Genomic DNA, 12,937 nt, shown 5'->3' on the forward strand with positions numbered 1-12,937 from the left:
CTGTGGGCGGTCGAGATCATCCGTGGCGTCGAGCGAGCGGCCAGCAAGAACCGGGTCGGCGTGATGGTCTCCGAGTTCGGGCTCCATGACGCACCTACCCGGACCGTGGAGGACATGGTGGGCCGCCGCCCGCACTGCGTGCTGTCCGTGGCCCAGCTGTCCGACGAGGAGCGCGAGCAACTCAGCGCCAAGGGCATCCCCTTCGTCGTCTTCGACCCGACGGAGGAGCCCCCCGACGGCGTGCCCTTCGTCGGCGCCACCAACTGGCGTGGCGGCCAGTCGGCGACCCGGCACCTGATCGACCTCGGGCACCGCCGCATCGCGATGATCAGTGGCCCCCGGGAGGTCTCCTGTTTCCGCGCACGGCAGGCCGGCTACACATCCGCCCTGGACGCGGCGGGCCTGCCCGCCGACCCCGACCTGGTGGTCATCGCACCGCTGACCAGGGAAGGCGGCAGCGAAGCCGCGCGTGAGCTGCTGATGCGGAGCGAGCGGCCCACTGCCATCTTCGCCTCGAACGACCTGCAGGCACTGGGTGTCTACCAGGCTGCCCGCGAAGTGGGACTCACCATTCCCGGCGGCCTCAGCGTCGTGGGTTTCGACGACCTCCCTGTCGTGGCGTGGGTGGACCCGCCGCTGACGACGGTTCACCAGCCGCTGACGGAGATGGCGGCGGCGGCCACTGAGCTCGCGCTCTCTCTCGGCCGCGGAGAGAGGCCGGCACAGATCGGCGTGGAGATCGCCACCACGCTCACCGTGCGCAGCAGCACCGCCAAACCCGCGAAGAAGCAGAAGAAGGTCTGAGGCCACAAGGACAGGAACAGACTGACAAGGGCTGAGGAGTACGAACACCTCTCACTCACTCTGACCGGCAAAGACGTCATGGATGAGCGTTGATCGGCAAGGACCACCAAGATCCTAAAAGGACTCATGATCCGCCGACCGTTGGTTCGAGTCCCACCCGCCCCGCCACGCACGCCTGTACCTGAGGAAACGTCTCAGCAGGCGACTCACGAGTTCAACACCGTCGCCTTTATAGGGCTGTTCGCAGAGGACGGCCCTACGGCGGCCTTGGCCACCTCATCGGTCGGTCCAAGCGGCGCGCGCGTTGCCTCGATCAGCTCCTTGCCCGCTCGGCCGGTGCCTGGGCCGGGCCCCTCGCCTTCGCCGGATTCCTCAACCCGGCAGGCTCGGTGCCCGCACTGCAGGCGTGCCGCAAGGTGTTCGTCCCCACCCAACTACGGCTCCGAGACTCCAGGCGATACTCAGCGTCAGCGTGTTCGCCGCCGACACCGACGAAGAGGCCCACCGCATGACCTGGCCGATGCGTGCCGTCTTCGCCTACGCGGGCCGCTCCGGACGGATCCCCGACATCGTGTCCGTCGACGAAGCCTCTCGCATGCTCACCACGGCGCAGAAGGACGAACCGTCCCGGATCGTGGGCGGGCGGTGGCCCCGCCAGGTCGCCGGCAGCCCGGAAACCGTACGCGACCAGCTCCTGCAGATGATCGAGCAGACCGGCGCGACCGAAGTCATGCTCCAGAGCATCAGCCCCGACCCGGAAGCCCGCCGTCACTCCCACGCGCTCGTCGCCGAGGCACTTGGCATCAAGCCCGATGTGCGGTCGGCCACGACCAGCGCCGCCTAGGTGCTCCGGGCTTCCTGACCCCTGCTCGGCGGGGGCTGCTGGTCAGGACGACACGGCCGGTGACCGACTGCGGGTTGTCCAGGAGGCTGTAGATCGGGCACTTGCGCTCGACCGTCTCGTGCAGTGCGCGGATACGGGCCTCGCCGGCGGGTGATGTGATGCGCACGGTGTAGGAGATGTTGCGCGGGTGGATCGCCACCTCATCGAAGCCGGGCCGCCCGGCGCGCGGTTCGTGGTCGGCCTGGACCTCCACCTCCAGGGAGTCTAACGGGATCCGCAGGTTGGCGGCCTGAGCCGCGGTCAGAGCGGCCAGCACAGTGATCAGCAAGCCGGTGCGGCGTGGCGGCCCTGACGCCGCTCGCGTAGCAGACTGCCCGGCGGTGGTTGTGGAGGAGGACGAAGTCATCGGCGGTTACCCGGCCCTTTCGGCAGGTGCTGCGCCGGCGGCCGGCTGCAGGCAGGCGACCTTGGCGAGCGCCCAGGCCGTGCTGCTGGTGCCTGTCGTGATGTTGCCGGGTGGCCGACGCGAACGTCGGTCACCCGGCAGGGGGAGGGAGTCAGCTGGTGGCGTTGCTCTGGGAGATGGCGTAGACGCGGTTGTCGGGGGCACGGAAGAGCCGGAAGCGGTAGTCGCTGCCGCCGGCTCCGGCGCCGGGGACCACCTGGACGGTGGAGACCCACTCGGCGCCGTTGTTCTGGAGCTGGGTCATGGCCTTGTCCAGATTCGTGGTGTTGAAGCCGAAGGCGATGGAGGTGGGGCTGGTGCGCCAGGGGTACTGGGGGGCCTTCGGTCCGTAGAGCTCGAACAGGTTGCCGTTTTCTGTTCCGAAGACGGAGAACTGCTTCGCTTCGTTGAGGGGGGTGAGGCCCAGGCCCTTCGCGGCGAGCGTCTTCATCGCGGGGTACTGCTCGGCGGTCAAGGCGACAGCGCCCCATTGCAGCTTGTTGATCCCTGCGGATCCGGTGTCCTCATTGCTCACCGGTTTCCGGGGGTCGGTGCCGCTTTGAGCGATGGCGTAGACGCGGTTGTCGGGGGCGCGGAAGAGCCGGAAGCGGTAGTCGCTGCCGCCGGCTCCGGCGCCGGGAACCACCTGGACGGTGGAGGCCCACTTGGCGCCGTTGGCCTGCAGCGCCTTCTCGGCGGTGTTCAGGTTGGTGGAATCAAAGCCGATCGCTGTCGAGGTGGGGCTTGTGCGCCAGGGGTACTGGGGGGCCTTCGGTCCATAGAGCTCGAACAGGTTGCCGTTGGGCGTCGTGAAGACGGAGAACTCCTCCGAGCTGTTCACCAGGTTCAGGCCGAGGGCTTTCTGGGCGAATTCCTTCATCGCGGGGTACTGCCGGGCGGTCAGGGCGACCGCCCCCCACTGCAGCCTGGTGGTACCCGCGTCAGCGGTGGGGGCGGTCTCATTCGTGCTGGGACCGGTCTCGGGCGACGCCAGCGCCAGGCTGGTGGCCGTGAGGGATGCGCCTACCACCAGCGCCCCTGCTATCACGGTGCGGCGTGTGAAGGAAATGGTCATGAGAGGTGCTCCTGAGGGTGGGGGGCTGCAGTGTCGTCGGTGGGTGTCGCCCCGTGCTGTGGTGCGCAACCGGCAAGAACCCGAATTCCATGACGAGCCCGCTCCGAGCGACGCACCAGCGAATAGTTGATGCGTGAACAACCTAGAGCGAGTTGGTATACGTGTCAACTATCTGTAGGTGAAGCCGGGCGCTGGGCCCCCCGGTCCCACTCCTCGCCTTGATCGCCTCGACCTGCGTTTCTGCTCGGCGGCGATGCCCCTGGATCGAAGGTTGGAGCGGCTGTCGAGGTGTGGCGGCTTGAGATGGGGGTTGGGTTGGCGCGCGCGGTGATCCGGCGCTCAGTGCGGTCGAGCCGGACTTCTGTGTCGTGTTCCGTTCGTGCGCGTAGGGGCGCAGGTGCATGCCCCCACTGGACAGGTCCTGGCCGCACCCTGATTAGTTCACGCATGAACTAATCAGGGTAGGATGGCGCGGTGAGCACGGAGCACTGGAATGCGCGAGAGAGTCAGGCGTGGCGAGGTCTGCTGGATGCGCAGCGGCTGGTACGCGAGCAGGTGGAGCGAGATCTTGCGCGCGAGACGGATCTGTCCCCGCAGGACTACACGGTGCTGGTCGCGCTGACCGAGGCGCCGGAGGGGAGGATGCGCCCCACGGACCTTGCCGCGGCCATCAGCTGGGAGAAGAGCCGGCTGTCGAACCACGCGGTGCGCATGGAGAAGCGGGGTCTGGTGTCCCGCGAGGGGTATCGCGGTGACGGACGCGGTTCCGTGGTCGCGGTCACCGATGCCGGGCGTGCGGCGATCCGGTCGGCGGCGCCGCTGCACCGCGCGCACGTGAGGAAGTACTTCCTCGACGCACTGACCGCAGAGCAGCAGGAGGCGCTGATCGACATCTCCGCCAGCCTCATCCGGCATGTGACCGCCGCAGGTCGGGCCGAGGGGGCGGCCGACGCCTGATACCCCTCGGGCGTGTAGTTGACGCGTGTACTACCTCCGGGTTAGGTTGTACACGTATCAACTACTTGGCGGGTGTGCCCGCCCGGAAGGTCGCGTCATGGAGTTCGGAATTTTCGGCGTCGGGGACCTCTCCCCTCACCCGGTCACGGGGAAGACGGTCAGCGAGACCGAGAGGATCCGGGGCATCGTCCGCATCGCGCGGCACGCCGACGAGGTCGGCTTCGACGTCTATGCGATCGGCGAGCACCACAACCCGCCCTTCATCTCCAGCGCGGGCGCCGCGATCCTGGCCTCCATCGCCGCGCAGACGACGAACATCACTCTGTCGACGTCGACGACCCTGATCACCACGACCGACCCGGTGCGGATCGCGGAGGAGTTCGCCACCCTGCAGCACCTCGCGGGCGACCGGGTCGACATCATGCTCGGCCGCGGGAACACCCCCGAGGTCTATCCGTGGTTCGGCCAGGACATCCGCCAGGGCATCCCCCTGGCCATAGAGAACTACGCTCTGCTGCGCCGGCTGTGGGACGAGGATGTCATCGACTGGGAGGGGAGGTTCCGGGCCCCGCTGCGGGGCTTCACCTCCATGCCCCGGCCGCTGAACGGCGCCCCGCCGTTTGTCTGGCACGGCTCGATCCGCTCGCCCGAGATCGCCGAGCAGGCCGCGTACTACGGCGACGGCTTCTTCGTGAACAACCTGTTCATGACCATGGAGTACTTCAAGGACTTCGTCGATTACTACCGCGCCCGCTTCGAACACCATGGCCACGGCCCCGCCGTCGGCGCGATCGTCGGCGCCGGAGGTGGCGCCTTCGTCCGCAGGAACAGTCAGGACGCCGTCGCCGAGTACATGCCCTACTTCCGTGCGGGCAGCCGCTTCCACTCCGGCGACTTCGACCAGGTCACGAGGGAGACCGGGCTCACTGTCGGCAGCCCGCAGCAGGTCATCGAGAAGGTCCTCTCCTTCCCCGACTACTTCGGCCCCTACCAGCGCCAACTGTTCGGCCTGGACTTCGGCGGCGTCCCGGAGAAGACCATCCACGAACAGCTCGACTTGTTCGGCTCCGACATTCTCCCCGTCCTGCGCCGCGAGATGCCCACACCTCCGGCAGCCGGAAAGACGCGCACAGCCGCCTGAGCCGCGGCATTCCCGCCGCGCCACCCCCTCGCCTCCCCCTGCGCAAACGCTGTGCGCGGGTCGCCCCCTCCGCAGTGGCGTGGGGCACCCCAGTCCCCTCTCTCTGTCCGCATCCGACCTCACGGAGAACTACGCCATGACCATCGCCTTCTGGATAGTCGCGGGCCTCGGCACGCTCGTCTTCCTCGCCGCAGGCGGCATGAAGCTCGCCCGAGACCGCGCCGCCCTCAAAGAGGCCAACATGCCCTGGGTGGACGACTTCTCCGCCGGGCCCATCAAGCTCATCGGCCTGGCCGAGGTGCTCGGTGCACTCGGTCTGATCCTGCCCGCCCTGACCGACACCGCGACCGTCCTCAGCCCGATCGCCGGCATCTGCCTCGCGCTGGTCATGCTCGGTGCCGTCAAGGTCCACACCCGCCGCAAGGAATCCCCGGCCGCGCCGGCGGTACTGGCCGTGCTCACCCTCACTGCCGCCGTCCTCGGCTTCGCCGCCCTGTAGAGCCGCGGGCGCGGGACCGCCCACGCATCCAAGTCGCCGGGTGGCTGCCCCACGCCACATCACACGGCACGTCTATCGCGCCCGCGATACACCCGACCTCCCCACGACGCCCGTCGTCCGACCTTCCGGAAAGAAGTCCGTATGTCCTCCGCTGTCTCCTCCCGCCCCCTGGCCGCTTTCGTCCGCACCGTCCTGCCGGCAGCCATCGCCGCGGCGGTCGCTGTCCTCGTGGCCTACTTCCTCTTCGACATGGCGGGAGCCGACTACACCGTCACCATGTCCGGCAGCCAGAGCACGGTGAACGCGCCGATGGCCGGCATCATGACCCTCCTGATGACCCTGGTCGGAGGCGGTATCGCCCTGGTCATCGCCCGGCGGACCGCACGGCCCGGGCGGACCTTCGTCCTGCTCGTGGCGCTCGCCATCGTCGTGATGGCGGCAGGGCCCCTCACCTCCGCCCACCAGGGCCTGACCATCGCGGCCCTCGAAGTCCTTCACCTGATCGCGGCGGCGACCGTCCTGCTCATCGTCCTACCGCGCCTCGGCAACAGCCGGACTGCGTCATCCTGATACCCGCCGACCCAGGCAAGCCCCGTACGCCAAGTCACGTTCACCGTGCTTGGTGTACGGGTTCCTCGCTGTTCAGCTCCGAGAATGTACGAACCCGCGTGCTTCCGTCTTCGATGTTCTGGAGGTGGCGGGGGTGTGGATCCGTTGCGCTCACTACCGCGAGCACCGTGCCGCCCTCGAAGACCTCATCGCCTGCTGCCGCAATCGGCTCGAGGGTGCGTTTCTTGTTGAGTGAGGTCGGTGAGAGTGCCGTGTCCGCGTGGTGACTGTCTCGTTGCGGTAGCTGGGTTGATCAGCTGGCGTGAGGGGTAGGCCGGATGAGCTGCGACGAGGTGCTGCGGGCCGGCTCGCTATCAGGGCAGGTCGCTGTGTGGACGTGCGCGAGCGGCTGAACACTGGATTCGGGACGCTGGCAGGACACAGGTCATCGGAAGCGACGTCCATAGGGCTTCGATCATGGCCGCTCGGACGGCCTGCGGATGGGCCGGCGCAGCGGGGCAATGGGGCCACGGAGTGCCGCACCGGGACCCACCTGCCGCCTGTCCTGGCAGGTCATCTGACCACTCGGGGTGGCGGTCAGCAGCGCGCCGCCCGGCGGCAGCTGGCCGTCACTCGCGGCACGGGCCCGAGGCTGCCGGTGCAACTCGATGGCGTGGAGCACCAGGTCCAGCCGAGTGAGATCGCCCGCGAGCGGGCGCAGCGCCCCGATCCGGGACAGGCGATGCGTGAGGGCGCGCTCTGGAAGCCATCGATCACCGCCCCGCCTTCGGCATCAACTTCGACCCCAGCCACTTCGTCTGGCAGGACCTGGATTACCTCGGCTTTGCCTGGGACTTCCGCGACCGCATCTGCCACGTCGATTTCAAGGATGCGAAGAAAAACCTCAACGGCCGTAACGGGCGCCTGGGATCTCATCTGGCCTGGGCCGACCCCCGGCGGGGCTGGGACTTCGTCTCACTGGGACACGGCGACATCGACTTCGAAGCGTGCGTACGCGCCCTCAACTCCATTGGCTACACCGGTCCCCTCTCGGTCGAGTGGGAGGACGCCGGCATGGACCGCCTCATCGGCGCCCCGGACGCCCTCGCCCGGGTGCGCGCCCTCACGGCCATCGAGCCGCCCGCCGCCTCCTTCGACGCAGCCTTCATTACAGGCCGCTGAGCAGGGCGTTCGCTACCCAAGGCTCACGCTCGACTGAGGCAGGAGAGCGGAGTCGACGCGGGCCGCCCGGACGGCAGGTTGCGCGCCGCGACCATCACGCCCAGGTCGTCGCCGTAGACGCCGAGGTCGGCGGCGGTGATGTTCTGCGCGACGCGCTCGGGGCTGCGGGATCCGGGGATCGGGACGATGTAGTCCTTCTTGGCGAGCAGCCATGCCAGGGCGAGCTGCGACAGGGTGACGTCCTTGCTCTCCGCGATCTTGGTGAGCTCGTTGCCGATGGAGAGGTTCTGGTCGAAGTTCTCCGGGGCCCACCAGGGAATCATCTGACGGAAGTCGCCCGCGTCGTAGTGCTCGCGGGACTGCACGGCGCCACTGAGGAAGCCGCGGGCGAGCGGGGAGTAGGCGACGAGACCGATGCCGAGCTCCTCCAGGACGGGGAAGAACTGCTTGCCGTACTGCGGGTGTGAGCCCCAGCGGCCCTCCAACCGCAGGGACTCGCCGACCTGGGCGCCGAGCAGCGCACCGACCACGGTGAGAAGGTCCCCCGCCCCTCTTCCCGTGTCGACCCGGGCGACCGTGTAGCCGTTCTCCTCGTTGGCGTACGTGATCCGCTCCAGCACGCCTTCGAGGACGGCGAGCCGCCGTTCACCCGTGGTGTTCTCCGCCCCGCCTGATTGCCCATGATCCGACGGTACCGGCGGGGACCGACATCGCCCGCGGTCTCCCCGCACCGGGTGTGGAGAACCCGGACACCGTATGCCGTACCCGGCGGCAGCCGACGGCCCGGCCGGGGAACTCCTGGCCGGGCGCGTCTGCCTGACTCCTCGGGGCGGGCCGCCAGTGGTCCCGTTACTGGTGCTTGCGCATCGCGAAGCGGAACTTGTGCGCCTCTCCGGGCGCGGGGGACGCCTTCTTGAAGTGCTTGAGGGACACGTGCTTCTTCGGCGCCGGCTTCTTGGCGGGCTGGTGCTGCTTGGAGGTCGGCTTCTTGGCGGGCGCGTGCTTCTTGAAGTGGTGCTTCTTCAGGGAGTCGGGAGCCGTGGAAGTACCGTCCGCCGACTGCTGCTCGACGGTCCCGACGATGATGTTGATCTTGCTGCCGTAGGTGGCGACGAGCGGGTTGGTGGCGGACGAGGGGGCGTTGGTGGTCACGTCCACCTTGTCGGTGTACGGGTTGTAGGCCGAGAGGGCGGTGTAGCCGGCGTTGCTCAGCTGCGTGGAGGTGTTGTTGATGGTCGCGTCGACGTCGCTGTTGGTGGCGAACTGGCTGTACTCGCCGTAGAGGACGAGGTTGCGGTCCTGGAACCCGTGGAAGTCCGACGGCCACTGCAGCTGGGAGGGGACATGGCCTCCCGTGAAGACCAGCGTGGGCTCGTTCTGGCTGTCCAGGAACACCGTGTACGCGCCGTTGTAGTCGGCGATCTCCTGGATGGAGGCCCAGTCCGTCTCACTGATGTCGGGGACCCCCACGACAATGTGGATCTTGCTGCCGTAGCTGGAGACGAGCGGGTTGGTGACGGACGAGGGGGCATCCGTGGTCACGTCCACCTTGTCGGTGTCCGGGTCGTAGGCCGCGGACGCGCCGTAGCCGGCCGCCTGTATCTGCGCGACGGTGTTGCCGATGGTCGCGTCGATGTCGCTGTTGCTGGGGAACTGGCTGTACTCGCCGGTCAGGACGAGGTTGGGGTTGGAGAACCCGGTGAAGCCCGACGGCCACTGCAGCTGGTCGGGGACATGGCCTCCGGTGAACACCAGCGTGGCCTCGCCCTGGTTGTCCACGTACTCCATGTACGCGTTGTTGTAGTCGCCGACCTGCCCGACCAGCGACCAGTCGGAGTCGCTGATCCCCGCGGCCTGCGGGGTCATGTCCGCGTACGACGGGATGGCGCCCAGGACGAGCGACGTGGACAGGACGGCCCCGATCAGCAGCGATCTGGCGGTAGTCTTTCTCTGCATAATTCGTGCCCTTGTCTTTTCTGCGCATGAGGGGGCCGAATTCGCATTTCCCTCTGCGCGCCAAGGGATGCCGCCGGCACGTGCCGGGCATCTCCATAACGGGATCGGAATGCGATTTTTAGGCCTCGCAGGTTGATTCACAACCCCTTCCGGTCGTGAATCAAATTCCGGCAACCCCGATGCGTGAGGCTCCCCCGAGTGGGAGGATGGGGCCATGCCCGGCAGCGCCATGCACACGGGGAACCTGCCTGCGACGTTCACCAGCTTCGTCGGCAGGCAGGCCGAGCTCGGCGAGATCAGCCGCCTGCTGCTGACGGCGCGGTTGGTGACCCTCATCGGGGCGGGCGGGGTCGGCAAGACCAGGCTCGCGCTGGAGGCGGCCACCGTCTCGGCGAAGACCTTCCCGCACGGGGCGTGGCTGGTGGACCTGGCCCCGGTGCGGGAGCCGGCGGCGGTGGCGGGGGTGGCCGCGACCGCGCTGGGGGTGCCGGATCCGGGTGCCCGGACCGTCTTGGAGCAGCTCGCGGGATATCTGGCCGAGCGGCGGGCGCTGATCGTGCTGGACAACTGCGAGCACCTGGCCGGCGCCTGCGCCGAGCTGGCGAAGACCCTGCTCTCGGCCGCCCCCGAGCTGCACATCCTGGCGACGAGCCGCCACACGCTGGCGGTGACGGGCGAGCACGTCTTCACCGTCCAGCCCCTGCACCCGGACGACGCGGTGGCCCTGCTGCGGGACCGGGGCGCGGCTGTCCGGCCGGGGTTCCAGGTCGGTGAGGCGAACCGGGACCAGGCCGCCCGGCTGTGCGCCGATCTGGACGGGCTGCCTCTGGCGATCGAGCTGGCCGCGTCCCGGTTGCGCACCCTCACGGTGGAGCAGGTGGCGGACCGGCTGGAGGACCGGTTCGGGGTGCTCACCAGCGGCTCCCCGACCGCGCTGCCGCATCAGCGCACGCTCCGTGGGACGGTCGACTGGAGCTACGAGCTGTGCGCCCCGGCCGAGCGGCTGCTGTGGAACCGGCTGTCGGTCTTCGCCGGCGGGTTCGATCTGGAGGCGGCCGACGGCGTCTGCGCGGGCGACGGTATCGAGGAGCGCGAGGTGATGGACCTGCTCGACCGGCTGGTCGGCCAGTCCGTCGTCCTGACCACCGAAACCGAGGGACTGCCGCGCTACCGGCTGCTGGAGACCATCCGGGAGTACGGACGCGAACGGCTCGCCGCCTCCGGAGAGGAGGAGCGTCTGCTGCTGCAGCACCGCAACTACTTCCTCGTCCTGGCCCGGTGCATCGCCGAGGACTGGTACGGCCCCGGCCAGGTGGAGGCGCTGGGCCGGCTGCGCGCCGAGCACCCCAACCTGCTGTCGGCCCTGGACTGCGACGCCGCCCCCCGGGTCAGGCTCGCGCTGGTCGCGGCGCTGAGCTTCCACTGGTGCGTCGGCGGTTTCCTCAGCGAAGGGCGCCGGCAAATCGACCGGGCGCTGGCAGCGGCGACCGAGCCCACACCGGAGCGAGGCCGGGCGCTCGCCATCGCCATCTGGGTGGCGCAGGCACAGGGCGACCTAGCGGCGGTTGACCGGTGGCTGGACGAACTGGCAGCACTGAGCGAGCAGTTGGACGACCGGTGGATGGGCGCCCAGGTGATCGGCTTCCGCGGCCTGTCGGCGTACCGCCAGGGGCGGCCGGAGGAAAGCGTCTCCCGGTACGAGGACGCGATGACTGCATCGAAGGCGCTGGGCGACAAGCTCGGGGCGGTCGCGTGGCTGCACGCGCTGGCCTGCGGCCAGGCCTTTGCCGGCGACCCCCGTGCAGCGGAGACGGGCAGGCAGGTGATCGCCGCGTTCGAGGCGAGCGGGGAGCGGTGGGGCCGCGCCCAGGTACTGATGGCACTCGGCCACAACGCCTGGGCCCGTGACGACCGGGAGGCGGCCAAGGCGCTGACCCGGTCCGCACTGGAGAGCATGCGCGGCTTCAACGACTACGCGCTGACCGCGCGGATGCTGGAACTGCTCGCCTGGGCCACCGCCGCCGACGGTGATCACGGGCAGGCGGCCCGGCTGCTGGGCGCTGCCAGTGCCCTGTGGCGCGATGTCGGCACGTCCGTCTCCGCGTTCGGCCCGCAGATGGCCGAATACCACGAGCACTGCGAGCAAGCGGCCCGCAAGGCCCTGGGCCCGGCGGCGTATGCGCAGGAACTCGCCGAGGGCGGCCGCCACGACACCCCCGGCCGGGCCATCCAGTACGCCCTGGGCCATGGGCCGGCGACATGGGCCGCCGGGACAGGCCCGCTCACCCCCCGGGAGCGCGAAGTGGCGGACCTGGTCGCCAAGGGGATGTCCAACCGGCAGATCGGCTCCAGGCTCGGGCTGTCGCCGCGCACCGCCGACCGTCACGTGCAGAACATCCTCGGCAAACTCGGCTTCAGGTCTCGCGCCCAGATCGCCGCCTGGTGGTCCACGACCCAGGTACCGACCGACTAGCGGCTCGATACCCAACCGCCCCGGGGCGAGTACCCACTGTCCGGGACCCCGGCATCGGTAGAACTACGCATAGCGCGGGCGTCGGCCGCGCAGCGATGCTCCTGCCACGAAGACGGCGCCCCACCGACCGCTGGAGGGGCGACCACCTCGGCTGACACCGCCTTGTCGGCTCACTGGCCGGCACGTCGGGGATCGTCTGCCTGATCGCCTCACCGACGAGACAAGCCGCCTTCGGAATTCACCCCCCACGGATGACAGCCGTCCGGGATTCAATGCGCCCCGGTCGGCATGCGAGGAATTTCTACGGCAGGGAAACAAGCGCTGTTTCTTTTTTCCCGCCAGGAGAGGAACGCGGAATGGGACGACCGGAACGCCCATTGGATTCCGATGGTGGGCCCGTCACGTCTCTGGCCCACGAGCTGCGTGGGCTGCGGCAGAGGGCCGGCGGTATCACCTACCGGGAGATGGCGCGCCGGTCCGGTTTCTCGGCGGTGACGTTCTCCCGGGCCGCGGCCGGAACCCAGCTGCCCACCCTTGCCGTGGTCCTCGCGTACGCCGAGGTGTGCGGTGCCGATCCCCGGGAGTGGAAGCGGCGCTGGTGGGCGACTGCCGAGCAGCTGTCCCGGGCGCAGCAGAGCGACGGCTCCCGGCACCAGGTGACCGTCCGCGGCGCGGTGACCGGCGCACAGCCCCAGCCTGACCGGGCGCAGCCGATGGCGGTCCTCGCGGACATGGGCAAGTGGCGCGCGATGCGGGCACTTGACGGCGATTCGCGCCGGCGAACCATGACCGCGGCCGGCGGCCCGACGGCCGTCCGGGGTCTCAGCCGACCGCCGTCGGCCGATTCCGCTACCGGCCGGTGATATTCGTCCCGTCCTCAGGGCGGGTGCGGCGGAACCAGGTCCCGGTTCCGACACGACACGAGGAGAACAAGTGAGACCTCTCTCGACATCAAGACGCCGTGCAGGACTGCTTGTCGGCGCTGTCCTCGCCGCCTCGATCCCCCTCGCGG

General features: G+C 69.1%; 11 protein-coding genes and 3 pseudogenes. 9 read left to right on the forward strand and 5 right to left on the reverse strand.

All coding sequences use genetic code 11. The annotated features are described in order from the left end of the window. Both ABT057_RS48310 and ABT057_RS48315 read left to right on the forward strand, forming a co-directional pair. Positions 1-804, forward strand: an 804-nt coding sequence (locus ABT057_RS48310; RefSeq protein ID WP_352351664.1) for a substrate-binding domain-containing protein, incomplete at its 5' end; no start/stop codon positions are given. A 472-nt stretch (positions 805-1,276) separates the two neighbouring features. Beyond that, positions 1,277-1,648, forward strand: coding sequence for a hypothetical protein (locus ABT057_RS48315; protein ID WP_352351666.1), 372 nt, complete (start codon positions 1,277-1,279; stop codon positions 1,646-1,648). Here ABT057_RS48315 and ABT057_RS48320 read toward each other — a convergent pair. Beyond that, positions 1,608-1,976, reverse strand: coding sequence for an OsmC family protein (locus tag ABT057_RS48320; protein ID WP_352351668.1), 369 nt, complete (start codon positions 1,974-1,976; stop codon positions 1,608-1,610). The genes ABT057_RS48315 and ABT057_RS48320 overlap by 41 nt on opposite strands. Before the next feature lie 229 nt (positions 1,977-2,205). After that, on the reverse strand, positions 2,206-3,168 hold the full coding sequence (locus ABT057_RS48325) for a VOC family protein (RefSeq protein ID WP_352351670.1): 963 nt from the start codon (positions 3,166-3,168) through the stop codon (positions 2,206-2,208). 474 nt (positions 3,169-3,642) lie between these two features. Here ABT057_RS48325 and ABT057_RS48330 point away from each other — a divergent pair, with 474 nt between their 5' ends. The 5 genes and pseudogenes from ABT057_RS48330 to ABT057_RS48350 all read left to right on the forward strand — a co-directional run. Next, positions 3,643-4,125, forward strand: coding sequence for a MarR family winged helix-turn-helix transcriptional regulator (locus ABT057_RS48330; protein WP_352351672.1), 483 nt, complete (start codon positions 3,643-3,645; stop codon positions 4,123-4,125). Between the two features lie 97 nt (positions 4,126-4,222). Then, positions 4,223-5,266, forward strand: coding sequence for a CE1758 family FMN-dependent luciferase-like monooxygenase (locus ABT057_RS48335; protein ID WP_352351674.1), 1,044 nt, complete (start codon positions 4,223-4,225; stop codon positions 5,264-5,266). 136 nt (positions 5,267-5,402) lie between these two features. Continuing rightward, entirely contained in the window at positions 5,403-5,765 is a 363-nt protein-coding gene (locus ABT057_RS48340) for a DoxX family protein (RefSeq protein WP_351464140.1), read from the forward strand. 141 nt (positions 5,766-5,906) lie between these two features. Continuing rightward, positions 5,907-6,335 carry a DUF6069 family protein gene (locus ABT057_RS48345; RefSeq protein ID WP_352351676.1) on the forward strand — a complete coding sequence of 143 codons (429 nt, stop codon included), beginning with the start codon at positions 5,907-5,909 and terminating at the stop codon, positions 6,333-6,335. 732 nt (positions 6,336-7,067) lie between these two features. Continuing rightward, positions 7,068-7,496, forward strand: a pseudogene (locus ABT057_RS48350) (sugar phosphate isomerase/epimerase family protein); the annotation flags it as partial. A gap of 23 nt (positions 7,497-7,519) precedes the next feature. On the opposite strand, the pseudogene ABT057_RS48355 reads toward ABT057_RS48350, so the two are convergent. From ABT057_RS48355 to ABT057_RS48365, 3 genes and pseudogenes are all read right to left on the reverse strand, one after another. Continuing rightward, a pseudogene (locus ABT057_RS48355) lies at positions 7,520-7,930 on the reverse strand (aldo/keto reductase); the annotation flags it as partial. Between the two features lie 6 nt (positions 7,931-7,936). Beyond that, a pseudogene (locus tag ABT057_RS48360) lies at positions 7,937-8,116 on the reverse strand (YrrC family ATP-dependent DNA helicase); the annotation flags it as partial. A 229-nt stretch (positions 8,117-8,345) separates the two neighbouring features. Then, a complete protein-coding gene (locus tag ABT057_RS48365; protein WP_352351678.1) occupies positions 8,346-9,452 on the reverse strand; it encodes a hypothetical protein in 1,107 nt (368 codons plus the stop codon). A gap of 214 nt (positions 9,453-9,666) precedes the next feature. On the opposite strand from ABT057_RS48365, the gene ABT057_RS48370 reads away from it, so the two are divergent. After that, positions 9,667-11,925, forward strand: coding sequence for an ATP-binding protein (locus ABT057_RS48370; RefSeq protein WP_352351680.1), 2,259 nt, complete (start codon positions 9,667-9,669; stop codon positions 11,923-11,925). A gap of 356 nt (positions 11,926-12,281) precedes the next feature. Then, a complete protein-coding gene (locus ABT057_RS48375) occupies positions 12,282-12,788 on the forward strand; it encodes a helix-turn-helix domain-containing protein (protein ID WP_352351682.1) in 507 nt (168 codons plus the stop codon). The last annotated feature ends 149 nt before the right edge of the window (positions 12,789-12,937 follow it).

Origin of the sequence: Streptomyces sp. NPDC002588 (assembly GCF_040295925.1) — a bacterium.
Classification (GTDB): Bacteria; Actinomycetota; Actinomycetes; order Streptomycetales; family Streptomycetaceae; genus Streptomyces.